Source organism: Kitasatospora sp. NPDC091276, from assembly GCF_040684355.1.
Classification (GTDB): domain Bacteria; phylum Actinomycetota; class Actinomycetes; order Streptomycetales; family Streptomycetaceae; genus Kitasatospora.
This window is the reverse complement of sequence record NZ_JBFBFU010000019.1, coordinates 115,220-141,858: the sequence shown is the minus strand read 5'-3', so window position 1 is coordinate 141,858 and position 26,639 is coordinate 115,220. Positions and strand designations below refer to the sequence as shown.

23 protein-coding genes and 3 pseudogenes are annotated in these 26,639 nt (G+C 71.8%); 12 read left to right on the top strand and 14 right to left on the bottom strand.

From position 1 onward, the window contains the following. Positions 1 to 49 precede the first annotated feature (49 nt). Positions 50 to 286 (bottom strand): annotated as a pseudogene (locus AB0O19_RS23885) (helix-turn-helix transcriptional regulator); the annotation flags it as partial. A gap of 430 nt (positions 287 to 716) precedes the next feature. On the opposite strand from AB0O19_RS23885, the gene AB0O19_RS23880 reads away from it, so the two are divergent. The 4 genes and pseudogenes from AB0O19_RS23880 to AB0O19_RS23865 form a co-directional block, all read left to right on the top strand. Continuing rightward, positions 717 to 2,993, top strand: coding sequence for a xanthine dehydrogenase family protein molybdopterin-binding subunit (locus tag AB0O19_RS23880; protein ID WP_363622159.1), 2,277 nt, complete (start codon positions 717 to 719; stop codon positions 2,991 to 2,993). Further along, on the top strand, positions 2,990 to 3,922 hold the full coding sequence (locus AB0O19_RS23875) for an FAD binding domain-containing protein (RefSeq protein ID WP_363622157.1): 933 nt from the start codon (positions 2,990 to 2,992) through the stop codon (positions 3,920 to 3,922). Before AB0O19_RS23880 ends, AB0O19_RS23875 begins: the two co-directional genes overlap by 4 nt. Beyond that, positions 3,919 to 4,416, top strand: coding sequence for a (2Fe-2S)-binding protein (locus tag AB0O19_RS23870; RefSeq protein WP_363622155.1), 498 nt, complete (start codon positions 3,919 to 3,921; stop codon positions 4,414 to 4,416). The genes AB0O19_RS23875 and AB0O19_RS23870 overlap by 4 nt, the downstream gene beginning before the upstream one ends. A 32-nt stretch (positions 4,417 to 4,448) precedes the next feature. Continuing rightward, positions 4,449 to 4,742 (top strand): annotated as a pseudogene (locus AB0O19_RS23865) (thiamine pyrophosphate-dependent enzyme); the annotation flags it as partial. A 77-nt stretch (positions 4,743 to 4,819) separates the two neighbouring features. On the opposite strand, the gene AB0O19_RS23860 reads toward AB0O19_RS23865, so the two are convergent. From AB0O19_RS23860 to AB0O19_RS23840, 5 genes are all read right to left on the bottom strand, one after another. Beyond that, complete coding sequence (locus tag AB0O19_RS23860; protein ID WP_363622153.1) at positions 4,820 to 5,590, bottom strand: pirin family protein; 771 nt, start codon at positions 5,588 to 5,590, stop codon at positions 4,820 to 4,822. A gap of 127 nt (positions 5,591 to 5,717) precedes the next feature. Then, positions 5,718 to 6,059, bottom strand: a complete 342-nt coding sequence (locus AB0O19_RS23855; protein ID WP_363622151.1) for a hypothetical protein — start codon at positions 6,057 to 6,059, stop codon at positions 5,718 to 5,720. After that, positions 6,020 to 6,583, bottom strand: a complete 564-nt coding sequence (locus AB0O19_RS23850) for an FAD-dependent oxidoreductase (protein ID WP_363622149.1) — start codon at positions 6,581 to 6,583, stop codon at positions 6,020 to 6,022. Before AB0O19_RS23850 ends, AB0O19_RS23855 begins: the two co-directional genes overlap by 40 nt. Before the next feature lie 49 nt (positions 6,584 to 6,632). Beyond that, positions 6,633 to 7,232, bottom strand: coding sequence for a DNA starvation/stationary phase protection protein (locus AB0O19_RS23845; protein ID WP_363622147.1), 600 nt, complete (start codon positions 7,230 to 7,232; stop codon positions 6,633 to 6,635). 140 nt (positions 7,233 to 7,372) lie between these two features. Next, a complete protein-coding gene (locus AB0O19_RS23840; protein WP_363622145.1) occupies positions 7,373 to 8,353 on the bottom strand; it encodes a helix-turn-helix domain-containing protein in 981 nt (326 codons plus the stop codon). Between the two features lie 165 nt (positions 8,354 to 8,518). Here AB0O19_RS23840 and AB0O19_RS23835 point away from each other — a divergent pair, with 165 nt between their 5' ends. After that, positions 8,519 to 11,296: an AAA family ATPase gene (locus tag AB0O19_RS23835; protein ID WP_363622143.1), complete on the top strand. Its 2,778-nt coding sequence runs from the start codon at positions 8,519 to 8,521 to the stop codon at positions 11,294 to 11,296. A gap of 32 nt (positions 11,297 to 11,328) precedes the next feature. Here AB0O19_RS23835 and AB0O19_RS23830 read toward each other — a convergent pair whose 3' ends face one another. Continuing rightward, positions 11,329 to 11,814 carry a ribosome-inactivating family protein gene (locus AB0O19_RS23830; RefSeq protein ID WP_363622238.1) on the bottom strand — a complete coding sequence of 162 codons (486 nt, stop codon included), beginning with the start codon at positions 11,812 to 11,814 and terminating at the stop codon, positions 11,329 to 11,331. 517 nt (positions 11,815 to 12,331) lie between these two features. On the opposite strand from AB0O19_RS23830, the gene AB0O19_RS23825 reads away from it, so the two are divergent. Beyond that, on the top strand, positions 12,332 to 13,303 hold the full coding sequence (locus tag AB0O19_RS23825) for an alpha/beta hydrolase (protein WP_363622141.1): 972 nt from the start codon (positions 12,332 to 12,334) through the stop codon (positions 13,301 to 13,303). Positions 13,304 to 13,487: 184 nt separating this feature from the next. Here AB0O19_RS23825 and AB0O19_RS23820 read toward each other — a convergent pair whose 3' ends face one another. From AB0O19_RS23820 to AB0O19_RS23810, 3 genes are all read right to left on the bottom strand, one after another. Continuing rightward, positions 13,488 to 14,408 carry a glyoxalase gene (locus tag AB0O19_RS23820; protein WP_363622139.1) on the bottom strand — a complete coding sequence of 307 codons (921 nt, stop codon included), beginning with the start codon at positions 14,406 to 14,408 and terminating at the stop codon, positions 13,488 to 13,490. A 58-nt stretch (positions 14,409 to 14,466) separates the two neighbouring features. Further along, complete coding sequence (locus AB0O19_RS23815) at positions 14,467 to 15,159, bottom strand: YoaK family protein (RefSeq protein ID WP_363622137.1); 693 nt, start codon at positions 15,157 to 15,159, stop codon at positions 14,467 to 14,469. Between the two features lie 119 nt (positions 15,160 to 15,278). After that, complete coding sequence (locus AB0O19_RS23810; RefSeq protein ID WP_363622136.1) at positions 15,279 to 17,177, bottom strand: amidohydrolase; 1,899 nt, start codon at positions 17,175 to 17,177, stop codon at positions 15,279 to 15,281. A gap of 393 nt (positions 17,178 to 17,570) precedes the next feature. On the opposite strand from AB0O19_RS23810, the gene AB0O19_RS23805 reads away from it, so the two are divergent. The 5 genes from AB0O19_RS23805 (at position 17,571) to AB0O19_RS23785 (ending at position 22,080) form a co-directional block, all read left to right on the top strand. Beyond that, complete coding sequence (locus AB0O19_RS23805) at positions 17,571 to 18,233, top strand: hydrolase (RefSeq protein WP_363588209.1); 663 nt, start codon at positions 17,571 to 17,573, stop codon at positions 18,231 to 18,233. 35 nt (positions 18,234 to 18,268) lie between these two features. Next, positions 18,269 to 18,751, top strand: a complete 483-nt coding sequence (locus AB0O19_RS23800) for a DoxX family membrane protein (RefSeq protein ID WP_363588207.1) — start codon at positions 18,269 to 18,271, stop codon at positions 18,749 to 18,751. A gap of 74 nt (positions 18,752 to 18,825) precedes the next feature. Beyond that, complete coding sequence (locus AB0O19_RS23795; protein ID WP_363622135.1) at positions 18,826 to 19,830, top strand: hypothetical protein; 1,005 nt, start codon at positions 18,826 to 18,828, stop codon at positions 19,828 to 19,830. Beyond that, positions 19,827 to 21,209 (top strand): cytochrome P450, encoded by a 1,383-nt coding sequence (locus tag AB0O19_RS23790; RefSeq protein ID WP_363622133.1) that lies wholly within the window; start codon positions 19,827 to 19,829, stop codon positions 21,207 to 21,209. Before AB0O19_RS23795 ends, AB0O19_RS23790 begins: the two co-directional genes overlap by 4 nt. A gap of 85 nt (positions 21,210 to 21,294) precedes the next feature. Next, positions 21,295 to 22,080: a methyltransferase domain-containing protein gene (locus tag AB0O19_RS23785; protein ID WP_363622131.1), complete on the top strand. Its 786-nt coding sequence runs from the start codon at positions 21,295 to 21,297 to the stop codon at positions 22,078 to 22,080. A gap of 68 nt (positions 22,081 to 22,148) precedes the next feature. On the opposite strand, the gene AB0O19_RS23780 is transcribed toward AB0O19_RS23785, so the two are convergent. From AB0O19_RS23780 to AB0O19_RS23770, 3 genes are read right to left on the bottom strand one after another with little or no spacing between them, the layout of a single operon-like run. After that, positions 22,149 to 22,844 (bottom strand): hypothetical protein, encoded by a 696-nt coding sequence (locus tag AB0O19_RS23780; RefSeq protein ID WP_363622129.1) that lies wholly within the window; start codon positions 22,842 to 22,844, stop codon positions 22,149 to 22,151. A 59-nt stretch (positions 22,845 to 22,903) separates the two neighbouring features. Continuing rightward, positions 22,904 to 23,440, bottom strand: coding sequence for a tyrosine-type recombinase/integrase (locus AB0O19_RS23775; RefSeq protein WP_363622127.1), 537 nt, complete (start codon positions 23,438 to 23,440; stop codon positions 22,904 to 22,906). A gap of 51 nt (positions 23,441 to 23,491) precedes the next feature. Next, complete coding sequence (locus AB0O19_RS23770; protein WP_363622125.1) at positions 23,492 to 23,830, bottom strand: hypothetical protein; 339 nt, start codon at positions 23,828 to 23,830, stop codon at positions 23,492 to 23,494. 916 nt (positions 23,831 to 24,746) lie between these two features. On the opposite strand from AB0O19_RS23770, the gene AB0O19_RS23765 reads away from it, so the two are divergent. Beyond that, positions 24,747 to 26,135 carry a hypothetical protein gene (locus AB0O19_RS23765; protein WP_363622123.1) on the top strand — a complete coding sequence of 463 codons (1,389 nt, stop codon included), beginning with the start codon at positions 24,747 to 24,749 and terminating at the stop codon, positions 26,133 to 26,135. Positions 26,136 to 26,386: 251 nt separating this feature from the next. On the opposite strand, the pseudogene AB0O19_RS23760 reads toward AB0O19_RS23765, so the two are convergent. After that, a pseudogene (locus tag AB0O19_RS23760) lies at positions 26,387 to 26,575 on the bottom strand (ISL3 family transposase); the annotation flags it as partial. Positions 26,576 to 26,639: the final 64 nt, after the last annotated feature.

Here is a 26,639-nt window from a genome sequence, read left to right as displayed (position 1 = left end):
TCGGCCGACGCCCTGCGAAGTCAGCCTGGTCCGCGGGTCGGCGGCGGCGCTAAGTCATTTGACTGCCGGTTCGCGGGGCGGGGGCGATCGTGCGCTCTCGGCACAGGTGCAGTGCACGGGCAGAACAGGAAGCGGCCCGAGAGGTGATGCCGAGCTTGGGAAAGATCTTGTAGAGGTGCACCGCGACGGTCCGGGGCGACAGGCGGAGCGCGTGGCCGATCTCCTTGTTGCTCAGGCCGGTCGCGGCGAGCCGGGCGACGCGCAGCTCCTGGCCGGTCAGCTCCGCTGCCGGGGCGGCCGGGGTGGCTGAGGTGACCGAGGTGGCCGAGGCTGCAGCAGCGGCCAGGTGGCCTGGTGCAGGGGGCCGAAGGCGAACTCCGTCTCCGCTTCGACGCCGACCGCCCGCAGGACGGCGAAGCCGAGCAGCGGGCGCCCTGAAGGGCATCTCCCCGCAGAGTCCGCTGCCACCGCGCCGAGTGACAGGCCACCGAGCCGACCGACTGACGGGCCGCAACAACTGGACGGAAGCCGGGCCGTAGTCGGACCACAGAGCCCTGGCGGCGCCCTGACGAGGAAGCAGCCGCCTGCCGCGCAGTGCACAGAGCCTGTCCCAGGGCGCACGGGCCGGGATGTCGCGGGTTGCCTGTCACGGGCGACGCCTACGCTCGTGAACGGTCACTCCCCGCAACAATGACGAGGCGCAGAGGTGTGTATTCGTGGAGCGATGGACCAGGCGCGAGGACGGGCGGCTGCTCACCGGCCAAGGCCGCTACGTCGCCGATATCGCGGTGCCGGGTTGTCTGGACGCGGTCTTCGTCAGAAGCAGGGTGGGCCACGGCACTTTGCGCGAGGTGGACTGTGCCGCCGCCCGTGCGGTGCCCGGTGTGGTGGGGGCCTGGTCTGCCGCGGAGCTGTCGGAGTTGCCCGCGGTGCCGTACACGGTGCTGGCCGGGCTGTCCCACGAGGAGTCGGTGGCCGGTCGGGAGTGGTCGGCGCTGGTGAAGGAGCGGGTGCGGTACGCGGGCGAGGCGGTCGCGGTGGTCCTGGGGGAGGACCGTTACCGGGCCGAGGACGGGGCGGCGGAGGTCTCCTGCCGGGTCGATCCGCTGCCCGCGATGGTGACGCCGTCCGCCGCGGCGGACGATTCGGTGCGGCTCTTCGACGGGCTGAGCAACATCGCGTTCCGAGGCGAGGCCGGGAAGCCGGTCGAGGAGTCGGTGTGGCGGGAGGCGGCGGCCGTGGTGGAGGGCCGGTACCGCCAGCAACTGCTGATGCCCACGCCGATGGAGTGCCGCACGATCCTCGCCGTGCCCGAGGGGGACCGGCTGACGGTGTGGTCGGGGCACCAGATGCCGCATCGGCTGCGTCGTGAACTGGCGGCGTTGCTGGGGTGGTCGGTGGACCGGGTGCGGGTGGTGGTGCCTGATACCGGTGGGGCGTTCGGGTCGAAGAGCGCGGCGTTCCCGGAGTTCGTCGTGGTCGCCTTCCTGGCGGTGAGGCTGGGCCGGCCCGTGCGGTGGATCGAGGATCGGCTGGAGTCCATGCTGGTCGCGACCCGGGGCCGGGGGCAGGACCAGCGGGTGCGGCTCGCGGCTGACGCCGATGGGCGGTTGCTCGGCTACGAGTTGGAGATCGAGGCCGACGTGGGCGCCTATCCGCACCTCGGGGTGGGGCTGCCGATGCAGACCGCCTGGCTGGCGACGGGCCCGTACACCACTCCCCAGGTGCATGCGAGTGTTCGCTCGGTGCTGACGAACACGATGCTGACGTATCCCTACCGCGGTGCCGGCCGGCCGGAGGCGACGATCGCGCTGGAGCGGGCGATGGACGTGATGGCGCGTCGGCTGGGCCTGGATCCGGCGGAGCTGCGGCGGCGCAACTTCGTCCCGCCCGGGAGCTTCCCGTACCTGACGCCCACCGGGCGGTGCTACGACAGCGGGAACTACGCCGCCGCGCTGGACCTGGCGCTGGAGACCCTGGGGTACGACGAGTGGCGGGCCGAGCAGGCCCGGCGTCGCGCGGATCCGGGAGCCCTGCCGCTGGGCATCGGCCTGTCCTGTTACGTGGAGCGTTCCGGCGGCGAGGCGGGCGGGCTGCACGAGTTCGGCAGCGTCGAGGTCGGCGAGGACGGCACGGTCACCGCTCGGTGCGGTGCGGCGCCCAGCGGTCAGGGACATGAGACGGTCTTCGCCGCGCTGGTCGCCGGGACGTTGGGGGTGGCCGAGGAGCGGGTCCGGTTGGTCGAGGGGGACACCGACGAGCAGCCCGAGGGCCTGGGCTCGTTCGCCAGCCGTTCCGCGCAGGTGGTGGGCGCGTTGCTTCAGCATGTCTCGCGGTCGCTGATCGAGAAGGCCAGGGAGCGGGCAGCGCGGCTGTGGGAGCTGCCGGTTGACGAGGTGGAGTGGTCCAACGGCCTCGTGCATGCGGCTAAGGACGGCCCGGCGGCCATCGGCGTGGCGGACCTGGTGAAGGCCACCGGGCCGTTGCGGGTGGAGGACCGGTTCGAGTCGGGGATGGCCTTTCCGTTCGGCTCCCACGCTGCGGTGGCCGAGGTCGATCCGGAGCTGGGCACCGTCCGGCTGTTGCGGTTGGTGACCGTGGACGACTGCGGAGTGGTGCTCGATCCCACGATCGTGCGCGGGCAGGCCTTCGGGTCGGCCGTCCAGGGCATCGGCCAGGCGCTGTACGAGGGAATGACCTACGACGACGACGGCGTGCCGGTGCTGGCCTCCGGCCTGCTGGACTACCTGCTGCCGACGTTCACCGAGGTCCCGCCCATCGAGGTCAAGGACACCTGCACCCCGAGCCCGGCGACGCCGCTGGGCGCGAAGGGCGCGGGCGAGTCGGGGTGCATCGGCACTCCGGCCGCGATCGTCAACGCGGTGGCCGACGCGCTGCGGATCGCCGACCCCGACCTGTTGCAGATGCCGCTCACCCCGGACGTGGTCTGGCGAGCGGCCCGTGCCCCGAAACACGAGGAGGAGGTCCGGTGAAGCCCGCCGCTTTCGACTACGTCGTGCCGCGCACGGTACCCGAAGCCGTGGCGGCACTCGGTGACACCGGGCGGAAGGCCCAGGTGCTCGCCGGCGGGCAGAGCCTGATTCTCGACATGCACCTGCAGCGCATCCGCCCCGAACTGGTGGTGGACATCAACCGCATCGCCGGGCTCGACCGGCTGAGCGTGGACGGCGACACGCTGCGGGTGGGAGCCCTGGTCCGCCACCGCGTCTTCGAGTCGGCGCAGGCCGTGCCGGGCCCGCTCGGTGCGCTGTTCGCACGGGCCGTGGTCAACATCGCGCATCCGCCGATCCGCTCCCGCGGCACGATGGTGGGCAGCTTCGCCTGGGCGCACCCCGCCTCGGAGTGGTGCGCCATCGGCACCGCCCTGGGCGCCGACATCGAGGTGTGCGGCCTGGAGGGCAGACGCACGGTCGCGGCCCGCGACTGGTTCCACGGTCCGCACCGGACCGCGCGCCGACCGCAGGAACTCATCACCGCCGTGCGGTTCCCGCTGCTCGGCGACGACACAGGGGTCGGCTTCGTCGAGCACCGGCGCACGCACTTCTGCTTCGCCCAGGTGGCCGTCGCCGCCGCGCTGACCGTGTGCGACGGGGTGATCAGCGAGGCGCGGATCGGCCTGGTCAACTGCGCCGACCGGCCGCTGCGGGCCCACGCAGCCGAGCAGGCGCTGATCGGCACCGAGGTCGGCGCGCCCGTGGACGGCTACCGGCTGCCCGACGGCCATCCGTTCACCCACGCGGGCCGGATCGCGGCGAACCAGGACGCCGCACCCCTGCCCGAGCCGTTCGCCGATGTCGAGTACAAGCGGCACGTCATCGCGGTCCTGGTCGGCAGGACACTGTGCCAGGCGGCGAACGACCGGCGGTCGCGCCTCGCCCAGCCCAAGGGAGACCACACGTGAAGATCACTCTTACGGTGAACGGGGAGGCGTATCCGCTCGACGTGGAGCCGCGCCGCATCCTCGCCGACGTGCTGCGGGAGGACTGCCGGCTCACCGGCACTCACCTGGGCTGCGAGCACGGGATCTGCGGGGCGTGCACGGTGCTGGTGGACGGCGAGGCCGTCCGGTCGTGCCTGATGTTCGCGGTGCAGTGCGACGGCAGTTCGGTGCGCACCGTGGAAGGGCTCGCCGGGCCCGAGGGTGAGCCCCACCCGCTCCAGCGTGCGTTCTCCGCCGAACACGCCCTGCAGTGCGGCTTCTGCACCCCGGGATTCCTGATGGTGGCCGCCGGGGCGCTGGAGGCCGATCCCGCCATCGGCGACTCCCCGGAGCGCGTCGACGCCCTGGTCGGTTCCAACATCTGCCGGTGCACCGGCTACGAACCCATCCGCCGCGCGATCCTGCAGGCCGCGCGCGAGCAGACCGGAGGAGAGCGGGACGCCGGTAACCGGTGACATCCCCGCGGGGATCATCGACGGCCACGCGCACTGGCTGCCACGCGACCTGCTCGCACACCGACTACGCGGCGATCGCCAGGGCCGCGGGTGCGCGGGGCATCCGGGTGGAGCAGCCGGCGGAGGTGCGCGAGGCCCTCCGGCACCCGGGCCCGGCCCTCGTCGACGTCGTCACCGACCCCAACGCGCTCTCCATCCCGCCCAGGATCACCTCCGAGCAGCTCATCGGGTTCGCCCTGTCCGCCGGCCGCACCGTCGTGAACGGCGGCGTCGGACGCATGGTGCAGCCGGCCCGCGCCAACCTGCCCAACGTTCCCAGAATTTGATGTAGCGTCATGCAAGGGCGGCGGACGGCGGATGGGGTCTGCCGCCCGCCGCCGTACCTGTGCGCTGTCTTGGCGGGTCAGTTGGCGATGGTGGCGTGCATCTCCCAGGCCAGGATCTCCGCAGGTTCGACCGCGGTGACCCTCTGCCCGCCGATCGCGGTGAAGCGTACGGCGTCGCCGGCGGCCAGTGGGCCGATGCCTTCCAGGGCGACGTTGCCGCGCGGGACGAAGAGGTGCACGAAGGGGGCGTCGGGCAGTTCGGCGCTCTGGCCGGGTTGCAGCCGGGCCACGTGCAGCGCCGCGTAGCGGTTCCTGATGCGGATGGCGGCGGCGCCGTCGTGCTTGTCCATCCCGGAGGCGACCGGGATCAGGCCGCCGGACAGCAGCGCGTCGTCGATTTCGAGCTGCTCGTAGCCGGGTGTGATGCCGCCCTCGTCGGGGACGACCCACATCTGCACGAAGTGGACGGGGTCGGTGTGGGTGTCGGTGCCGCCGAGGCGCCAGGAGTCGTTCTTCTCCGAGCGCAGGATGCCGGTGCCGGCGCTCATGCGCTGGGCGAGTCCGGGGTAGATCACGCCGGAGTGGCCGGTGGAGTCCTGGTGGACCAGCGAGCCCTGTAGGACCCAGGTGACGATCTCCATGTCGCGGTGCGGGTGGGTCTCGAAGCCGCTTCCCGGGCGGACGGTGTCGTCGTTGTTGACGAGCAGCAGCCCGTGGTGGGTGTTGGCGGCGTCGTAGTGTCCGCCGAAGGAGAAGGAGTGCTTGGAGTCCAGCCAGTCGATCTTCGTGGCGAGGCGCTCGCCGGCGCGGCGGACGTCGACGCGGGGGTGGTTCGCGGTGGTGTTCACCGTGTTCTCCTTTCGGGCGGTCCGGGAGCTCTCGCGAGGGCCCGGTGGCGCCTTTGTGGCGCCCTGCACAAGAGAACATAGTTCATTGTTCAACCATTCCGTCCGGGGGCGCCTCGCGGGGGCGGTGTCAGGGCCCGTACTGCTCCAGCAGGCGCAGCCAGATCTCACTCATGGCGGGGAACGCCGGGACGGCGTGCCACAGACGCTCCAGCGGGACCTCGCCGACGATGGCGACGGTCGCCGAGTGGACCAGTTCGCCGACACCGGGGCCGACCAGGGTGCAGCCGACCACGACGGATCGCTGCTCGTCCGCGACCAGCTTGGCGTGCCCGCGGTAGCCGTCGCCGAGCAGCGAGGCTCCGGCGACGTCGCCGATCGGGTACTCCACCGCCCGGACCGGTAGCCCGGCCCGGCGGGCCTGCTCCTCGGTCAGGCCGACGGCGGCGGCCTCCGGCCTGGTGAAGACCACCTGCGGTACGGCGTGGTGGTCGGCGGTGGCCGCCCAGGCGGCCAGGGGATGGGGTTCGCGTGGCGTCCGGCGGCGCGTGCCGCGATCACCGCCGCGCAGGCCCGGGCCTGGTACTTGCCCATGTGGGTGAGCGGCGAGCGTTGGTTGATGTCGCCGGCCGCGTAGAGCCAGCCGGCGGCGACCTCCGTGACCCGGCAGCTGTCGTCCACGAGCAGCCGGCCGCCGGGCGCCAGGCCGACCGTCTCCAGGCCGAGCCCGGCGGTACGCGGACTGCGGCCGGTGGCCACCAGGAACTCCTCGAACTCCACCGTGGAGCCGTCGGCCAGGTACGCCGTGACCACGCCGGTCGAGCCGTCCCGGGTCAGGCGCTCGACCTCGGCCCCGGTGCGTATCCCGACGCCCTCGCCGCGCAGCCCGTCGGCGACCCGCACCGCGGCGAACGGCTCCCAGGCGGGCAGCAGCCCCTCGCCGCGCACCATGGCGAACTGCCAGCGGGACAGTTCCACCGTCGCGGACGACGCCATGGTGACTCCTGTCGGCGCTGCGAGGCGGGGTGCGGGTGGAGCGGGTGGGTCACAGCCGCACCGGTGGGGTGTCCACCAGGTGCTCGGCCAGGAACCACACCTGCGCCTCGTCGGTCCGCACGACCTGGGAGACCAGCAGGTCGTTGGTGCCGTCGTCGCCGAGCGCCGCGACCCGGCCAGCGGCATCACGGGCGTCGACGAGGATCGCCTCGTGCGCCGCCAGCAGCCGCGACAGCATCGCCGGCACCTCCTCGACGCCGTCCGGCGGACGCGGGATCGAGGTGATCTCCGCGACGTGCCGCGGGTCGCCGACCGCCACTCCGCCGAGGGACTGGACCCGCTCGGCGAGCACGTCCACCAGCGCCAGTTGCTCGTCCGCGTGCTTGTCCAGCAGCAGGTGCAACTGGTAGAAGGTGCAACTGGTAGAAGGTCGCCCCCGCATCAGCCAGTGGTGCTTCTTGTAGAGCGTGTAGAGGATCCGGGTGTCCGCGAGTACCCGGTTGAGCCGCTGGCAGGTGTACAGGCGCGCATCGTGGGAGAGGCCGAGCGGAACCTGGGTGACGGTTCCGTACTCCTGGATCTCCTGGCCCTTCTGGTGCAGCAGTGGCTGGCTGCTGCCGCCGATGGTGGGGTGGTCGGAACCGCTCATGGGAACTCCCCTCGGCCGTCGCGGTCCGGTGACCCGGTCGCGGTCCAGTGACTCGGGCAAAGCTATGGGTGCGCGAAGTGCGGGATTGTTCCGAAGCGCACCGATCATTGCCCCTGCGCGCCAGGCTCGGGCGCACGCCGTCACCGAGCCGGGGTGAGCGGGTGATCGTCGCCCCCTGCCCGGGCGCGCCATTCGCGGGGCGTGACGCCGTAGGCGGCGCGGAAGACGCGGCTGAAATGGGTCGGGCTGACGAATCCCCAGCGCCGGGCCACGGCTGAGACGGTCGGTGTGGCGAAGGCGCGCCGGGACAGGTCGTGTGCGCACATATCGAGCCGGCGGCGTTGGATCCAGCGGGTCACCGTGGTCTCCTCGCCCTGGAAGAGCTTGTGGAGGTAGCGGACCGAGACGTGGTGTGCGGTGGCGATCCGCTCGGGTGAGAGCGACGGGTCGCCGAGATGGCACATCGCGTAGTCCTTGATCCGCGCGATCATGGCCGGCGCCGTCTCCGGTGCCATCGGGTCCAGAGTGCCGCTGCGTTCCTGGATGAGCAGGGCGAGCAGATCGACGGCGGTGTCGGCGAGCCGGCTCCCCGTGCAGGGGTCGAGCTTCGCCGCCCCGGAGGCCAGCTTCCGCAGGTACGTGGTGACCAGCCCGACGGATCCGGACGCGGATGCGAACGGCGCGGCGGTGGCCGCCCCGAGGTCTCGGTCGGACACGTGCAGGACGTGTCGAGGCAGCCGGAACGCGGTGAACCCGAAGGCGCCCGGGAACTCCTTGGCGAACGGGCGACTGGAGTCGCAGAGCGCCAACCCGCCCGGGCCGCAGATGATTTCCCGGCCGTCCTGGGAGATCCTCGCGTGGCCCTTGTGTTGAATCGTGAACGCGACCCAGCCCTCGCCGCCGGCCTCGATCGTTCGGCGGCTGCGGGTGACCACCTGCGGTCCGGCTGCCACTCCGGAGATCTGCACGACTCCCAGCCGGTCACTGCTGAGGGTCCCGGGGGAGGGCTCCCGTTCGAGGAGCCGGAGCTCCAGCGGAATGAACGCCCGCGCGACGGCCTCGTGCCAGAACTCGGTACGCTCGCCGGGGGACAGGGATTCGGTGGATACGGTGGTTGGCACAGGGCTCCCCTCGTCGTCAGCCGTGGGCGTTGGGCATGGAGTCACCACCGCTGACCTGGCACTATCTTGCAGGCGTCGCACAGGGCGGCGCTTCTGCCAGATGACCGGTCTCGGCGGTGGAACGCATGGAGCAGCCGCGGGCAAGGACCAACAGCAGGGGTGGGCATGGAGAGCTTCGGCGGCTCGGAGATCGTCGGCAGGGAGCGTGAACTGGGGCGGATCGCGGGGGTGCTCGACGCGGTGAACAGCCGTGGCGGTGTCGGCGCCCAGGTGCTCGTGCTGACCGCCGAACCGGGCGTGGGCAAGAGCACGCTGGTCGACTGGGCCGCTGCCCGGGCGGCGAGTCGGGGCTTCCAGGTGCTGCGGGCTCGCGCCGGCGAGGGTGAGGAAGGGTTCGGATTCGCCGGGTTGCACCAGCTGCTGCGGCCGCTGCTGGGGGAGGCCGACCGGTTGCCAGCTGCGCAGCGGGAAGCGCTGCTGGCCGCCTTCGGTCAGCAGGCGGCGACCGGCGACCGGCAGCCCGATCCGCTGCTGATCCGTTACGCCGTCCTGAGTCTGCTGTCCGACGCGGCCACCGGCCGGCGACTGCTCCTACTCGTCGACGACGCCCAGTGGCTGGACCAGGGCAGCGTGGAGGTACTCGCCTTCCTCGCCCGCCGGCTGGACGGCGAGGCGATAGGTGTCCTGCTGGCCGCGCGGGAGGAAGGCCTTCCCGCGCAGTTCGACCGGGAGTTCGCCGTCCTGGCCGTCACACCGCTGGACCGCGTGGCCGCGGGCCTGCTGCTCGACCGCCAGCCGCAGCCGCCGCGCGGCCGGGCCCGGCTGCGGATCTTCGAGCACGCGGGCGGCAATCCGCTGGCGCTGATCGAGCTGGCCCGAGCGGTCGCCCGGGAGCCCGGGGGAGCGCAGGGGGCGGATGCCGTCGAATCGCTTCCGCTCACCGCCCGTCTGGAACGCATCTTCGCGGCGGATCTCGCCGGCCTCCCGCAGAGGACCCGTCAGGTGCTGCTGCTGGCGGCCGCGGCCGGCACCGTGCAGTTCTCCGAGGTGCTGCGGGCCACCCCGGACGCGGGGGACCCGCAGGTGTGGCTACCCGCCGAACAGGCGGGCCTGGTGCGGCTGGAGTCCGGGCAGGCCCGGCTGCGCCATCCGCTGGTGCGCTCCGCCGTCTACCAGGCGGCCTCCTTCGACGAGCGGCGCGCCGCCCACCAGGCGCTGGCCGAGGCACTGCTGGACGACCCCGACCGGCACGCGTGGCACCTTGCCGCGGCCACGCTCGGACCGGACGAGGAGGTGGCCGGGGCACTGGCCGCCGGCGCGGAGCGGGCACGCCAACGCGGCGGATACGCCGCCGCCGCGGCCACCCTCGAACGTGCGGCCGCACTGACCCCGGACGCGAACCTGCGGGCGAGGCGGCTGCTCGAAGCCGCCACCATGGCGATGCTCGGCGGCTGCCCCCAGTGGGTGGGCGAGCTGGCGGTCAAGGTCTGTGCGATCGCAGAGGACCCGGAACTGCTCGCCGAGGCGTCCATGCGCGCCGGCTGGTCCCTGGCGGTGACCACCCGGCACGAGGAATCGCTGGGATTTCTGGTGCCCGTCGCGCAGTCCATGGTCGAGCGGGCACCCCAGCTCGCCCTGGGCGCGTTGGGCACGGCAGCCACCCCGGCGTACAACGCGGGCTCCCTCTTCTACCGCGCGGAGCTGCGCCGGATCGCCGAGCTGGTGCCGGAACAGCCGGACGAGGTGGACCGGATCTGGCTGCGGGCCGGCACCGAACCCTTCACGGACCGCGAGTGGGCGCTGCCCGAGCTCCGCCGCTGCGTGGCCGAGGCGCCCGAGGACTCACTCGCGCATCTGGCCGAACTCGGCGCCGCCGCCTGGATTCTCGACGAGACGCAGCTGGCCGTTCGGCTGCTCGGCCAGGCGATGGACCATCTGCACCGGGCTCCGACGGCCGGCGGCAACGCGGTCGTCGCGCAGGCGCTCGCGCTCGCACTCTTCGACAGCGGCGCCTGGTCCGCGGCGCGGTCCACCGCGCAGGAGGCGTACCGGGTGGCCGTCGAGGTCGGCTCGGACAACGCCGCGGTGGGATCGCCCATCCTCCAGGGCACCCTGCTCGCGCTGCACGGCGACGCGAGCGGGGCGCGCGAGCTCATCGGGACGGCCGTCGCCGGGGTGGACCTGTCCTGCTCGCCCAGCCTGTTCGTACGGTCCTGCCACGCGCTTGCCCTGGCAGCCCTCGCCGAGGGTGACCACCTCGCGGCGTACCGGCAGCTGCGAGCCGTCTTCTCCCGCGACTTCCACCCCGCCCCGGTGCACTACCACGCGTCGTACTACTACCTCGGCGACCTCGCCGCCGCGGCTGTCCGCGCCGGTCACGAGGACGACGCGCGGGCCGTGCTGGAGGTTGCCGTGCGCTCGCTCGGCTGGCTGCGCTCCGCGCGCCTGGAGGTGGTGGTGAACCGGGCCTGCGCGCTGCTGAGCGGGCTGGACCAGGCGGAGCAGCACTTCCGCGCCGCCCTCGCGGACCCGGCCGGTGACCTGTGGCCCTTCGAACGGGCGCTGGTGCGGCTGGAGTTCGGGGAGTGGCTGCGTCGCCACCGCCGGGTCACCGAGGCGCGAACCGAGCTGAGCGCCGCCCTCGGCGTCTTCGAACGGCTCGACGCCCGTCCCTGGACCGAGCGGGCCGCCTCGGAGCTGCGGGCCGCCGGTGTGCCGACCACCCGTACGGAGACCGCCGGCCGCACGGCCGACCTGACTCCGCAACAGCTGGAGATCGCCCGCGCGGCCGCCGCCGGTCTGACCAACCGGGAGATCGGCGCCAAGCTCCTGCTCTCCCCGCGCACCGTCGGCTTCCACCTGCACAAGATATTTCCCAAGCTCGGCATCACCACCCGGACCCAACTGCACGACGCGCTGGGGGACGCGCAGCGTGCGGGCTGACCGCCGGTCCGCGTGGCGACGCCGGCCGGCCGCTACAGCTCGTCGTGTCCGGGCTTGAACGAGGTACCCACGACCGGCGGCAGCAGGGTGCGCGCGTAGCGCAGGACGTCACGGGCGTTGTTAACGGTGGTGCCACCGATGCGCAGGGGCGCGGGGCGCGGATTGGGGCCGACCCCCATCTCGTTCCAGTAGAAGTTGGACAGTGCGCCCCAGTTGTTCTCCAGCTGCTGCACCCAGGAGGGAATACCGCTGCCCGAGCTTCCCCTGTCGTTCAGGACATTACGGAAGACGCCCTCGACGTCGTTGAACCGGGCGGCCTCGGAGGTGAACTGGATGAGCAGCATCAGCGCGCGGGCGGTCGTGCGCGGATCCTGATCGGCGGAGCGCTGGTTGGCCAGGTTGACGACGGCTCGCCGCGCGCTGTCGAAGGAGACCGGCGAGGTGGACCGGTCCCGCTGGGCGGTGCGGGCGAGGGAGACGTAGTTGCCGCCGAACGGGAGCCTGCGGACTCCCGGAATCGGGGCACTGGCGAAGATGTCGTTGAAGACGTACGAGACGCCCGGGGTGGTCTGGGGGGGGGGGAGAGAACCCCACCACGTAGAGATTGTCGGGATTGATCCAGAGGTCCACCCCCCGGCCGGTGCCGCCGTCGTCGTCGGCCGTCAGCGAGACCCTGACGACGCCCTCGTCGTGCTTTTCAACGTCAACTGCGCCGTTCGCAGACATGGTTGACAGTAGATCGGACGAGTTGACGAGCTGTGTCCCGGCCTTGCCCCAAGGCGTACAAGCGCTGCCTGATTGCGTGCCCAACTGCCCAACTGCCCAACTGCCTGCCTGCCTGACGGGCCGGCCGGCCGTGGCACCCGGGTCGGCTGGGGACTGCGCGCAGAGACCAGAGGTCGGGCGCCGTCGGACAACGCGGCCTGGCCGGGCGGTTCTACGGTAGCGGTCAGGCCTCGGTACTCGGGCGCCGGCCGGGCGACGCCGCGGCCGGCACCCGCCGGGCGGACCACCCCGCACCATGAGGAGGCGGAAATGACGCACGACTTCGAGCCGGTCCAGCCCGTACTGGAGCCGGCGGCCGCGGCGTTCGCGCAGGCCACGGCGGAGCCGCCGTACCTGTTCCAGCTGGCCCCCGCCGAAGGCCGCAAGGCGGTCGACGAGGTCCAGTCGGGCCCGGCCGAGCTGCCGGCGGTGGACCAGGAGTGGATCACCGTGCCGGGTGGGCCGACCGGCAGCGTCCGGGCCCGGATCGTGAGACCCGCCGGTGCCCGGGAGGTCCTGCCGGTGATCCTCTACATCCACGGTGCCGGCTGGGTCTTCGGCAACGCGCACACCCACGACCGGCTGGTCCGGGAGCTGGCGGTCGGTACGGGGGCGGCCGTGGTGTTCCCCGAGTACGACCTGTCGCCCGAGGCCCGCTACCCGGTGGCCATCGAGCAGAACTACGCGGTCGCGCAGTGGATCGTTCGGGAGGGCGTTACCAAGGGGCTGGACGGTGCGCGGCTCGCCGTCGCGGGAGACTCGGTCGGCGGGAACATGAGCGCAGCGCTGACCCTGATGGCCAAGGACCGCGGCGATGTGCCGCTCCGGCACCAGGTGCTCTTCTACCCGGTGACCGACGCCGCCTTCGACACCAACTCGTACCACCAGTTCGCGACCGGCTACTTCCTGCGCCGCGACGGCATGGAGTGGTTCTGGGACCAGTACACGACCGACCCTGCCCAGCGCGCCGAGATCACCGCCTCCCCGCTGCGCGCCACCACCGAGCAGCTGACCGGTCTGCCCGCCGCGCTGGTGATCACCGGCGAGGCCGACGTGCTGCGCGACGAGGGCGAGGCATACGCGAACAAGCTCCGGGCGGCCGGCGTCCCGGTCACCGCCGTGCGCTACCAGGGCATCATCCACGACTTCGTGATGCTCAACGCCCTGCGCGAGACGCACGCGGCCCAGGCCGCCATCACCCTGGCGACCCAGACCCTGCGTGCGGCGCTGCACGCCGTCTGACGTCCGCTCCGCACCGTCGAGGACCCGGTGCCACCGTGCTGTGCACCGGCGGTGCCGGGTCCTTGTTCGCGCGCCCGGCTGAGCAGGCGCTCCGGGCCGCAGTGGTGCACGTCGCCGTGTGCCGTGTGTCGTGCGCCGCTGCCGTGACCGATCCGGCGGCGATCCAGCCGAGTGCCCCGGCCGGTTACGACCGCGAGCCGCCGTCATGGATCTCGGCGATGTAGCCGCCGGGGAACTGCACCATCGCGCTGTCGCGCCGGGGGGAGGCGTACGGCCCCCACAGCACGGTCGCGCCGGCGGCCCGGGCCTTGGCGAGGGTCGCGGCGAGGTCGCTCACGGCGTAGCCGGTGCTCTCGCGTCCGAAGGGGTAGGGCAGATGCCCGTCGGTGACCGCGACGGAGGTGTCGCCGAACGGTGAGCTGATCCGGATCCGCCGGTAGGAGGTGCCGGGCAGGCCGAGTTCGGCGCCCGGTGCGTGGTTGTCGTCGGAGACCACCGTGCCGCCGGTGAAGCCCAGGTACGAGTGCAGGAAGGATCGGATCGCGCCGCTCGGCAGGTAGAGCCGGTTCTCCGGTACGGACGCGAGCGCCGGGTACGAGGGTGCCTTGGTGTGCCAGTACAGCTGCGCGTAGATGCCGCCGGGGAACTGGACGATCGCGTCGCGGCCGATCGGGTCGGCGAACGGCGCGACGACCGTGTTCGCCCCGTCCGCCTCGGCCTTGCGCACGCCGCGGTCCAGGTCCGTGACGAGCCAGCCGGTGCGCTCGGCGCCGAACGGGTAGGGGACGGGCGTCTGGTAGTCGAAGACGGAGAGCGTGCCGACGGGGGAGAGGACGAGCTCGGACTTGGTCAGGCTCGGGGTCGGTGTGACGTCGGCGAGGACCTGCGGCGTGTTGGTGCCGCCGAAGGTCGCCTCCCAACTGCTGACGAAGGAGTCCATCGTGCCGGGCGTCACGTACACGTGCGTCGTGTCGTACTGGGGGCCGACGGCGAGGCCGGGGCGTCCGGCGGTGGGCGCCGCGGGGGCCGACGGTGCGGTGACGAAGGCCAGCGCGGTGGTGGCGGTGACCGCCGCCAGCAGGCGCAGGGAGAGGTGCATGGGCATGTGAAGTGTCCTTCCGGGAGACAGAGTTGGCCGAGTGGGTGACGGCGGGGCGGACGCCTCAGTCGCGCTCGCGGTAGCCGACCGCGATCGCGGCGACCAGGACCGTGCCGGCCAGCAACGCCCAGCCGAGGTGTCCGTGGATGACGAGCGCGGCTCCGGGAGCGGCGCCCGCGAGCATCGCCAGGACCGCGTAGAGGCGCCGGCCCAGGCGGGGGTTGGCGCCGCCGGCCAGCGAGGAGTCCGCGGCGAGGCCGGTCAGGGTGAGGGTGAGCACCGTCGTGGTCAGGTCCGGCACGCCCAACTTGCGGACCGTGCCGTTGCGCAGGCCCATGGCCACGGCCAGCAGCGCGATCAGCGCCTCCTGCTGCGCCCGCCCGCTCGCGGTGAACGCGATGGCGGTCGCCGCCGCTTGCAGCGCCGTTTCGGCCAGCAGCGCGGTGCGCAGCCAGCGCTCCCGGCGGCTGTCGCGGTGTCGCAGCGCGAGGCGGCCGGCCAGTACCGAACCCAGCAGGAACGCGGCGAGCGAGGTGAGCGAGCCCGCGATCGAGAAGCCGGGTGTGCCCACCAGGGCGAAGGCGACCACGACGACGTTCCCGGTCATGTTCGCGGTGAACACGTGGCCGAGCCCCAGGTAGCTCACCGCGTCGATCAGACCGCTCACCGCGCTCAGCGCGAACAGGGCCAGGGCCAGCGGGTGGCGGTCGCGGACCTGCGCGGCGGCTACGGTGCTGTCGGACTGGGTGGTCGTCATCGGGGCGTCCTTCAGGGCTGTCCAGCGCGGTGCGCCACCGGGAGTGCGGGGCCCGGCGGCGCACGGCGGATACGGAATACGGGAGGCGGAATGCGGGATAACGGGATGCGGGATGTGGGTCAGAGGAAGCAGGGGTCGTCGAGGGCCGGCCCGCCCGGGCCGGGGACGAGAAGTCCGCGCGCCTGCCGCCACTCGCGCTGCTCGTCGGAGGCGGCGGCTGCCTCGGCCACCTGCGCGGCCTGCCGGACGCCGGTGAGGCTGGGCGCGGGGGTGGCCTGGTAGCCGCCGAAGCGCGCCACGGGGCTCCACAGCGGGACCACGGCCGGTAGCTCGGGGGCGAGACCCTCGTGCTCCTGGACACTGTGCACGATGCGGCCGCCGACTACGGTGAGGACGGACTCGATGTGGGGGATGTCGGCCTCGTCCACCGTCAGGTAGTCGGCACTGAGCACCGCGAAGTCGGCGTAACAGCCCACCCGCAGCCGGCCCTTGACCTCCTGCTCGCCGGTGAGCCGGGCGCCGCCCAGGGTGTAGAGCTCCAGCGCCTCCTCGCGGCTGAGCCGGTTGGCCGCCGGGCGGAGCGTACGTCCGCCGACGGCGCGCCCGGAGACCAGCCAGTGCAGCGCCACCCACGGGTTGTAGGAGGAGACCCGGGTGGCGTCCGTGCCCGTGCCGACCGTCAGCCCGCGTTCCAGCATCGCCCGCACCGGCGGCGCCTCGGCAGCCGCGGCGGCGCCGTAGCGGCGCACGAACGCCTCACCCTGGAAGGACAGCCGGTTCTGCACCGAGACGGCCCCGCCGAGCGCGGCGATCCGGTCCAGACTCGCGGAGGAGACCGTCTCGGCGTGGTCGAAGAGCCACCGGTTCCCGCCCGGGAAGAGGCCCTCGGCGGCGAGCCTCTCGAAGACCGCCAGGTCGCGGCGGATCGTCTCGTCGTAGCTGGCGTGCAGCCGAAAACCCCAGCCGTGCTCCATCAGCAGCCGGACGGCCTGCTCGAACCCGGCCTCGTACGGGCCGAGTTCGGGGCGCGGCTCGGTGAAGTTCTCGAAGTCCGCAGCCGCCCAGGTGAGATTCTCCCCGGCACCGTTCAGCCGCAGCCACTCGTCCCCGTCACCCGGTCGGACGGTGGCCACCCAGCGCGCCAGGTCGTCCAGCTCCTGTCCGGCGGTCTGCGGGAAGAGGTGGTAGGCGATCCGCAGCGTCAGCTCGCCTTTCTGCGCGAGCTGCATGACGGTGCCGTAGTTCTCCGGGAAGCTCTGGAAGCCGCCGGCCGCGTCGATGGCCGAGGTCAGCCCGAAGCGGTTGAGCTCGCGCAGGAAGTGCCGGGTGGAGGCGGCCTTCTCGGCCTCGTCCAGCGTCGGCGCCTTGGCGAGCGTGGAGTACAGCAGCAGGGCGCCGGGGGCGGCCAGCAGCAGGCCGGTCGGCTGTCCGTCGTGGCCGCGCACGATCTGGCCGCCCACCGGGTCCGGGGTGTCGCGGTCGAACCCCGCGGCCCGCAGCGCCGCCCGGTTCATCAGCGCCGACTGGTACAGGTGCAGGACGAAGACGGGGGTGTCGGGCGCCGCGGCGTTCAGCTCGGCCACCGTGGGCAGCCGGCGCTCGGCGAACTGGTCCGCGGACCAGCCGCCGACCACCCGGACCCACTGGCCGGGCGGGGTGCGCTCGGCCTGGGTGCGGAGCATGGCCAGCGCCTGGCGCAGTGTCGGTACGCCGTCCCAGCGCAGCTCCAGCACGTAGTTGAGACCGCCCCGGATGACGTGCAGGTGCGAGTCGTTGAGGCCCGGGACGGCACGTCGTCCGAGCGCGTCGACGACCCGGGTCCGCGGGCCGATCTGCGGGATGACGTCCGCGTCGTCGCCGACGGCGATGATCAGACCGTCGCGGATCGCGACCGCGCTCGCCCGCGGGTGCGACGGGTCGCCGGTGTACACCTTGGCGTTGCGCACGACCAGGTCGGCGGCTCGGCCGGCTTCGCCGGGGTGGCCGGCGCGGATCCCGGCGACAGGCATGCTCGACATGATGGTGACCGTCCTTGTCGTTCGGGCCGGACAGCGCGAGCGGCACGGCCCGTTGAGCTCTGGCACGAGTCAACCTAGGGCGGCATCGAGCTGCGACTTTGCTCTGCACGCACCGGCTCTGTCCTGTGCGGGCAGCGACCCCCGCGGGCAGCGCCGGGACCGACGGCGCACGGGAGCTCCGTGCAGTGTGGGAACAGTCCTGGGCGCGGGGGGAGAAGAGATGTCCGGGCGCCGCCGGATAGCGTCCTTGCTGTGCCGGAGAGCCTGCGGCACCGCTCGTGTCTCCGAGCCTTCGATGCCTTGCGACGTCCTGCCGAGGTCTGCGCCGACGTCCCCGCTGATGTCCGCGCCGACGCCCCCGTGACACCCCATCAGCCGAAAGAGAGAACGGCCATGGTCGACTTCGACTCCGTGCACGCCGCCCCCAGCTCCGATCTACTGACGCCGGACAACTCGATGATGCTCTTCGTCGACCACCAGCCGCAGATGTTCTTCGGCACGGGCAGCGGCGACCGCACGGCGATCATCAACGCCACCGTCGGCCTGGCCAAGGCCGCCCGGGTCTTCGACGTCCCGGTGGTGCTGTCCACGGTGGCCGCCGATTCCTTCTCCGGCCCGATCCTGCCCCAGCTGAAGGCGGTCTTCCCGAAGCACGGGGTGGTCGACCGCACCTCGATGAACGCCTGGGAGGACGCGGCCCTGGTCGAGGCGGTCAAGGCGACCGGGCGCAGCAAGATCATCCTTTCCGGCCTGTGGACCGAGGTCTGCCTGGTGCTGCCCGCCCTGTCGGCGCTGGACCAGGGCTACGAGGTCTACGTGGTCACGGACGCTTCCGGCGGCGTCAGCCCGCTGGCCCATGAGCACGCCATCCAGCGGATGACGGCGGCCGGCGCGGTGCCGGTGACGTGGGTCCAGGTGCTGCTGGAGCTGCAGCGCGACTGGGCCCGCACCGAGACCTACCTGCCGGTCATGGACGTGGTCAAGGAGCACGCCGGCGCCTACGGCCTGGGTGTGGTCTACGCGCAGAGCATGATCAACGAGCACGCGGCCGGCTGACCGGAAACCAGGTACCACAGAAAGAGAGTTCACCAGTGAACGCAGGTCTCCTGCTGCTCCGGCTGGTCGCCGGCCTGCTGGTCGCGGGGCACGGGATCCAGAAGGTCAGCTTCCACCTCGGCGGCCGGGGGCTGGCCGGCGGCACCGAGGAGTTCCGCGGCGACGGCTTCCGCGGCGGCGTGTTCACCGCGCTCACCGCGGGGGGCACCCAGATCGGGGCCGGACTGCTCCTTGCGGCGGGTCTGCTCACGCCGCTGGCCGCCGCGGGAACGATGGGCGTGATGACGGTGGCGCTGACCGTCAAGCGGCCGCACGGGCTGTGGGTGCAGAACGACGGGTTCGAGTACCCGCTGGTGCTGGTCACGATCGGCGCGGCGCTGTCCGCCACCGGACCCGGCCGCTGGTCACTCGACGCACCGCTCGGACTGCTGCCCTGGCCCGCCTGGTGGCTGCCGGTGGCCGTACTGGCCGGCGTGGGCGGCGGCCTCGCCACCCGCCTCCTCCTGCACCGGCGCTGAACCACGCTGTCGGCACGGAGCGACCCGTGCCGACACAGCGTTCGCGCTCCCTTCGACCGAACGATGAGGCCGGCATGCCCGTGAGCAATCCCCACGACACAGCGACCGGCGGGAGGTCCGACGAGTTGTGGTGCCCCTTCCCCTCCCTGCTGAACCGGCATGCCGAGCAGGCCGACCGGGAGAGCTTCGCCTGGATGGCACAGCACCGGTTGCTCGACGGGCTGCCCGAGCGTGCGGAACGGCTACGGCGTCAGCGAAGCGGTGCCCTCGCCGCTCGGACCAATCCCGAGGCGGGCGCGGAGATGCTGCGGCTGCTGGCGGACTGGTACGTCTGGCTCTTCGCCTTCGACGACGGGTACGGCGAGGACCCTGAGCGCGGCGGGCCACCGGGCCCACTGGCCCGGACAACCGCCCTGCTGGCGCGGGTACTCGACGCCGACCTGCCCCTGACCGAGCTCACGGGAACCGCACGTGCCTACGCGGTGGCCCTGCGGGAGATCCGGGACCGGATCCGCGTGCACGCTTCGCCCCCGCAGCTCGTCCGGTGGGAGCGCACGGTCTGCGACTACCTGTCCGCGCAGGTCTGGGAGGCCACGAACCGGGAGGCGTCGGCCGTCCCCGGGCTCGCCGAGTACGTGGCCATGCGCCGCCACGCGGGGGCGACGTACACCTGCCTGGCACTCATCGACATCGTGGGCGGTTACGAACTCCCGCCCGCGCAGGCGGACGGCCCGACGCTGCGCAGGCTTGCGGACATCACCGCGAACCTGGTCAGCTGGGACAACGACCTGTACTCCCATGCCAAGGAGCGCGCCGGCGGCCAGGGACGCCACAACCTCGTCGAGGTCCTCGCCCGTCACCACCGCTGCTCCCCGTCCGCAGCCCGGGACCGGGCCCTCGCCATGCGCGACCGGGAGATGAACCACTTCATCGAGGCGTGCGAAGCCGTCAGCGCCGACGCCGCCGCACCGACCGCGGTGTACGCGCGCAGCCTCGGGCTGTGGCTAAGGGGGCACATCGACTGGTCCCGTGGAAGTTCGCGATTCGACACACCGTCACCCGCAGCGAGCCGGCCATGACTCGTGACCGCAGTACGGCCGGCGGCGAGGCGCCCTGCGCCGGGGGCCGGCTGCCCGGGATCGGGCACCTGATTCCGCTGATGACCCGCCCGATGCCCTTCCTGCAGTCGCTGGCGGACCTGGGCCCCGTCGTGCGGATCCAGCTGTGGCGGCGGCCGGTCCATGTGCTCACCGCGCCCGAACTCGTGCACAGGCTACTCGTCCAGGACGCCGCGAAGACCGAGAAGGGCTTCGTCTTCGACAAGGCCCGCGGGCTGCTGGGGAACGGGCTGTTCATCTCCGAGGGCGCCTTCCACCTCCGCCAGCGACGCCTTCTCCAGCCGGCCTTCCACCGCGACAGCATCCGCACGTACACCGCCGTGATGACCCGCGAGGCAGCCCGGGCGGTGTCCCGCTGGGAGCCGGAGTCACCGCTGACGATCAGCGAGCGGATGCACGAACTCACCCTGGACGTTCTGCTGGAGGCGCTGTTCGCCACCCGCCTCGGCGCCGGCCACAAAGCCCGGATCCACCAGGCCGTGCCGGTGGTCCTCACGGGGTTCATCCAGCGGGCCCTGTACCCCTCGCCGCTCCTGGAGAAGCTGCCCGTTCCCGCCAACCGGCGCTTCGACGCGGCAGTCGAGGACCTGCGCGCGGTGGTGGACGACATCGTCGCGCAGGTCGACCGGCGTGACAGCCCGGACAGCACGCTGCTGTCACTGCTGCTCGCCGCCAGGGACGAACAGACGGGTCGGCCGATGGCCCCTCTCCAGGTTCGGGACGAGGTGGTATCGCTGCTGCTGGCAGGCACCGAGACGGCTGCCACCACACTCAGTTGGCTGTGCTACGAGCTCGCCTGCCATCCCGATCTGCAGGACGAACTGAGCGAGGAGGTACGAGCCGTCGCCAGTGACGGCACCGTCGGCTGGAGCGACCTGCCGCGCCTTGAGCGCACCGGGCACGCGCTCAGCGAAACCCTCCGGCTCCACACCCCCAACTGGATCCTGATGCGCCGCGCGGTGGCCCCCCTTCAGTACGCCGGCGCCCGGCTCGCCCCGGGCTCGGAGATCCTCTTCAGCCTCGCCGCGCTGCACCGTGACCCACTCCGCTACCCCGACCCCCACCGGTTCGACCCCGACCGGTGGCGCCAGCGCGGGGACCACGCTTCGCGCAAGCTCTTCATGCCCTTCGCCGCAGGACCGCACAAGTGCGTCGGTGAGACCTTCGCCTGGACCGAGCTGCTGATCATCGCCGCGGCCGTCCTGGCCCGCTGGCGGATCGGCCTGGCCACACCCGGCCGCGTCCACGAGACCGCCACGTCGGCCACCCTCCGTCCCCGGGGTCCGCAACTCAGGATCCACCGCCGGACAAGTCACCCAGCGGCTCCAGGGGGAGCATGACGTTCCGTCAACCGGAGACGAACGGGAACGACTACGGTCAGCTCGCCGCATGGTGAGTTGACCAGCGGAAGGAAGGAAGCACCCCGTGGACCACGGCGACCACCACACCTACGACCAGATCTTCAGCCTCTCGGCAGAGGAAGAACGAGACCGGCTGAGGCACCTCACCTCCGTCTACGACCCCATCACCCAGCACGTCATCGGTTCCCTGGTCTCCCCCGCCGGACGCAACTGCCTGGAGGTCGGCGCGGGCAGCGGGTCGGTCGCCGGGTGGCTCGCCGACCAGGGGGCCCAGGTCACCGCCCTCGACCGCGACGACCGCTTCCTGCCCGCCCACCCCCGCCTGACGACCGTCACCGGCGATGCCCTCTCCGAAGACTTCGACCCGGGCCCCGTCTTCGATCTCGTCCACACCCGCTTCGTCCTCATCCACGTTCCCCGGCGGGACGAACTCCTCGAACGTCTCGTCTCCTGGCTGCGCCCCGGTGGGTGGCTCGTCATCGAGGAGACCGCCGACACCACCTCCGGGACCTCCCCGCGCCCGCACCACCGCAACGCCATGGCCGCCATGTGGCGTGTCATGCACGAAACCTCCGGCACCGACATCACGTGGACACGCCACCTCCCGACCCCGCTCGTGGACCACGGCCTCACTGACATCGGAGCCCATGTCAGCACCCTCCCTTTCCATGGCCAGGACGACATGGCGCGCATGCTGCACCTCAGCATGAAGCCGCTGTCCCGGAAGATGGTGGACACCGGTCTGGTCACCGAGGCGGAACTGGCCGACGTCTACGCGGACTTCCGGAATCCCTGTGTGTGGGACCTGGCGTTCTCCATGGTCTCGGCCTGGGGTCGGCGCGGCAGCTGACCGTTCGGGCGCGCGGGCAACGGGGTCTGCAACCGGTCATCGGGCTTCCGCAGTTCGGCAGGCGAGGTTCAGGTGCATCGAGTCAGCGTCAGTGGCCAACCGTCAACCAGAACCTTGGTAGCGCACCGTCCGCAGCCGACCCGGCTCCCAGGCCGAAGCGCCGGGCACCAGGACCGGGCGGCGACGGAGTCCCAGCCGGGCATGCACTCCTGGCGGCCGACGCCGATGCCGAGCCGGCGGATCTCGGCGAGGGCGTCGTTGTCGCGGATGACGGTACAGACCCCCGACTCGCCGACGGCCGCGCGGTCAGCGACATCTTCGATGAAGGCTGGGCACCGATCCTCGCCTCCATCCACCGCCAGATCGACCACTTGCAGACGGCCGACGAAACCCTCGGACCGGAAACCGTCCTGCGGCCGCTCACTCTGCACGGCTTCCGTACCGAGTCCGTCGGCGGATGGTGGGGGTCCGGCTGGTATGAGAGCACGGCCCGCCGCGCCGTCGCTCGCGCCGCGGGCAACGGCGGCCTCCCGACCGCCTTCCCCGACACCGAGCGGCTCGCGGACACCGCCGCCTGTCATCCCGATCTGCTGGACGACGACACGTTCTCCTGGCTCACCGAGGCCGTCTTCGAGGAGGAGTCCCTTCGGCGTGATGCCCTGCTGCCGGTCTCCGCAGCGGTCACCCTTCCGGACTGGGCAGCACAGGACTTGCCCGACCTCCTCCAGCCGGACATCGACGAAGAGGAACCCGACCGCACTCACACCAGCGGCTCGGAAGCGGCCGATGAGCAGCTAGGTATGAAGGCCTGGCGCCGGACCGCTCACGCTGCCTTGCCGAAGCGGCGACCGGCAGAGCAACCGGCCTGGCCGGCCACCTCGGCGTCCGCCCGGTCGGGCGCGGAGGCGAGTGCCTTGACGGCTTCGTCGGCGGAGTCCTTGAGGAGGTGGCCGTAGAGATCGACGGTGATGGCGAGGTTCGAGTGGCGCAGGGTCTTGGAGACGACGGCGAGCGGGATACCGGCGGCGATCATGATGCTGGTCGTAGTGTGGTGCAGGTCGTGCAGACCGATCTTCGGCAGGTCGAGTTCTGCGGTGCATTTGCGGAGCTGGCCGAGGACCCGCTGGGGGCGCAGCGGCTCGCCGTCGGGGCGGGTGAAGAGCAGGCCGTCGAGCCGGCCGTCGGGGTGGGCCGCCAGCTGAAGGGCTCCGTGCTGTGCCGCATGAACGCCGCGGCCTGGTCGGGTCCAGCAGGTGCGCACGGCGGCGCCGGGCTTGGGCGGGACGGAGTGCTTGGCCGGGTTGTAGCGCAGCCGCCAGGAGCGGACGGCGGCGTTGAGCGCGTTGCGCCGGGTGGACACGGCCCGGTAGACGGTGACGCGACCCCGCTTGGCCTTCTGCTGGGCGGCGACCTAGCCGTTGATCTGCTTGGGGCGCAGGTCGGGGAGACGGTAGTGACCGAAGGCGGGAATCAGGTCCCGCTCGACGCAGTCCACGTAGCCGGCGTAGGTGTTGGGCGCGAGCACCTCCTTCTTCGCCGCCAGCCACTCCCGCAGGAAGCTCGCCACGGTGGTGCGGCGGTTCTCGTAGACCCCGCGCAGCTCACCGTCCAGCATCGCCTTCATCTCCCGGGCCGCCTCGGCCCGGGTGGCGCACCCGCCGCGCCGGCGGGTGCGGAGCTTGCCCTTTTCCGGGGCCAGGTCGACGCAGTACGTCCACGACCCGTGACCCGCCTCCTCGAGTAGCCGCACGCACCACGGACCCAGCTGCTTGCCGTTCCCGTCCGTACAACCACACCGTCGGCAGACCCGACCCCGCTGCGCACGCTGTCCCATGAGCTTCCCCTTCTCTCGGACTGGGTGGTGACTCTGGGCCAAAAGTGGCTGCCGCGTCGGGTGTGGCGGCAGAGCGTGCGGGGCAGTGCGCGAAGCACGTCAGAACCACGCGGCGAAGACACGCTCAAGACGACACACCGCCCGGAAGATCACCATCCGTAGCCAGTGGGTAAGCGACCATGATCCGCCCACAGACGTCGGCCCCGTGGGTCGGCTGACGGCATCGACGCAAGGACAGTCGGGCACGCGTGACACCGCTTGCTGAAGGCCCGACAGATCTCGATCACAGGCAGTGCCTGCGGTGGGGTGGTCGGCCTGGGGACCATTTTGGGACCACACCTGATGAACGCCTATGGGCGCTGATGATCCGAAACGGACACTTGTGCGCAAAGTAACACTGAGCCAACGTCAGCAGCCTGTGGCAGCACTTTTGCAGCGAAGTTCCAAGTCACTTGCACCTCATGGTGGTTGAGCAACAAGAAAGCCGAGACCTCATGGTCTCGGCTGTCGACAATAAGTGAACCCCTTGACTGGGGGTCAAGGGGTCGCAGGTTCAAACCCTGTCGTCCCGACAGTGATGTCGGAAGGCCGTTGGTCGGGAGAAATACCAGGCCAGCGGCCTTTTTGTTGATGGTCCGACAGGTGGCGGGCAGCTGCGGCGCCGCCGTTTTGTGATCTTGCTGGGGACCAGCCGGGGACCGCAGCCGTCGGCTGAGGGTCACCGCGATCTGCTGCGGCGACCCCGTGGCCGTGCCTACACGAGGTCGCCGGCCTGCCAGCCCGGGGGGACCTTGGGCAGTCCGATCAGGGCGTCGATGTTCAGGTTCCCTTCGTGGCCACGCCGCTGCCCGCCGCCGACGTGCGCGCCGCCGCAGGACAACTCGTCCTGACCACGGCCGCGTCCGCGGCCACCGTCCTGGCCGGAGTCGTCCTCCTGCACCGGCACCACGGCAGGCGACGTCGTGACACCGACGGCACCCGCCCGCAGGCCCGACGCCGTCCGCCCCGCTGGTGGCCGGCCCTGCTCCCTGTGGGGCTGCTGGCCGCCACCAGGGCCCCCGACCTCCTGGCGCCCCGCAATCCGTTCCTCTACATGCTGGTGTACCTGGTCGGCGTGCTCCTCACCGTGGCCACACTGCCCTCGGCGATCTCGCTGCTGATGGCCGCGACCGGCCGCCTGCTGTGCCGCATGGCACACCGGCACGGCGGAACGGGCACGCTGGTGGCCGGACGATGGCTCACCGCACGCCCGGGAGTGACCGCGCGGCTGGTCGCCGGCATCGTTGTGGCCGTCGGCCTTGTCGGTCAGGTGCAGCTGCACTCCAGCCGGATCAGCCAGCCGATGATCGCGGCCAAGGCCACCTCCGCCCGCATCGGCACCAGCGTGCTGACCGTCCAGGAACCCCGCGACGCCGCCCGCACGGCAGCGTTCCTGGAAGCGCTCCCCCAAGGGGTCGAAGCGTTCTCGCTCCAGCTGACCGCAGGTGACGAGCAGAAGAAGGGGACGGCCGTACTCCAGGCGCCGTGCCCGCTGCTGCAGCAGACGATCCACCGACCCTGCCCCGAGCGTGCGCAGCTCCTGCACCGCGGCGATGCCGATCACCGGCTCGCGGAACTGGCCAACTGGTACGGCCAGCAGGACTCGCTCACTCTCCGAGCCGGCGCCGTTCCGGCACCGCCGGTGGACAACGGAGCCTCCTACCTTGTTCTCATGTCCCAGAACGGAGGGGACCTGGACGCCGCCGCCCTCACCCAGCTCGCCCGCCGGCACCTGTCGCTCAGCCCTTCGGTCGCACCTCCCGGGGGTGAGTGGTTGACGGGCGCACTTCTGAAGAACAGCAGGGTGCCCTGGGTCGCGTTGTTCGGTTCGTGTGCACTTCTGTTCATCGGCCTCGCCATCGGCCTCAACAGCATGGCCGAGTTCATTCGCTTCAGCCGCACCGTCGCACCGCTCGGGATGCTCACCGGCCGCCGCAGGCTCTTCGCCTCCGTCGCCGCCTGGACGCTCCTCATCCCCTCGCTCGTCGCCGCCGCCCTCGGAGCCCTGGTGGACATCTGGCTCTCAGGGCCCTTGACCACTCCTGTCGTCGGCGCACAGTTGTCCTGGCCCGTCCTCGGCCTGTTGCTGGCCATTACCACGGTGGTAGCCGTGGGCAGTTGGCTCGGTGCGGTGCAGTCCGCCCGGAGCGCGGCGGCCCGCTGGCTGCCGGAAGGTGACTGAGCCTCTTCCCCGGTGTCACCCGGATGCGCGGGAAGCCGGCCCCGCTGGCTTCCCGCGCGCAATTGGTGGCGTTCCCACGGTTTCGCGGGGGCGACGATGGTGCAGATGTCGTCCGAGGTGCAGACGGCGGGTCGGCGGTGGCAGCGATCTCGGCCATGCGTCGCTCGATGTCGGCCCAACCTGGGAGGCGATCGGGTAGCTTGGTTTTTGGTTCATCGAGGGGGGTGAAATCCTCGCCCCTCGTGTTGGAAGATCCGAAGCCGTCGAGTTTCCGGCGCGACATCCGCGACCACCCGGCCGTGGAACCCGTGAACCCGCCCCGTCGGCCGCCCACACACCGGGCACGGCACCGGATCATCCCGCGTCCGCGCCGACACCCGGATGACCTCGCCCTCGTTCGCCACCCCCTCGATGACGAGGGCCGACAGCCCCGAAAACACCACGCTCACAAGCTCGTTGACATCACGCGCATCATGCCAACGGCCGACGTCACCCTTCGTCACC

Bases quoted from the DNA above. Each gene is read 5' to 3' on its own strand.
- AB0O19_RS23850 (WP_363622149.1), bottom strand. From the start codon at position 6,583: ATGGCGTCGTCCGCGACGGTGGAACTGTCCCGCTGGCAGTTCGCCATG.
- AB0O19_RS23845 (WP_363622147.1), bottom strand. From the start codon at position 7,232: ATGAGCGGTTCCGACCACCCCACCATCGGCGGCAGCAGCCAGCCACTG.
- AB0O19_RS23835 (WP_363622143.1), top strand. From the start codon at position 8,519: ATGGAGAGCTTCGGCGGCTCGGAGATCGTCGGCAGGGAGCGTGAACTG.
- AB0O19_RS23825 (WP_363622141.1), top strand. From the start codon at position 12,332: ATGACGCACGACTTCGAGCCGGTCCAGCCCGTACTGGAGCCGGCGGCC.
- AB0O19_RS23820 (WP_363622139.1), bottom strand. From the start codon at position 14,408: ATGCCCATGCACCTCTCCCTGCGCCTGCTGGCGGCGGTCACCGCCACC.
- AB0O19_RS23815 (WP_363622137.1), bottom strand. From the start codon at position 15,159: ATGACGACCACCCAGTCCGACAGCACCGTAGCCGCCGCGCAGGTCCGC.
- AB0O19_RS23810 (WP_363622136.1), bottom strand. From the start codon at position 17,177: ATGTCGAGCATGCCTGTCGCCGGGATCCGCGCCGGCCACCCCGGCGAA.
- AB0O19_RS23805 (WP_363588209.1), top strand. From the start codon at position 17,571: ATGGTCGACTTCGACTCCGTGCACGCCGCCCCCAGCTCCGATCTACTG.
- AB0O19_RS23795 (WP_363622135.1), top strand. From the start codon at position 18,826: ATGCCCGTGAGCAATCCCCACGACACAGCGACCGGCGGGAGGTCCGAC.
- AB0O19_RS23790 (WP_363622133.1), top strand. From the start codon at position 19,827: ATGACTCGTGACCGCAGTACGGCCGGCGGCGAGGCGCCCTGCGCCGGG.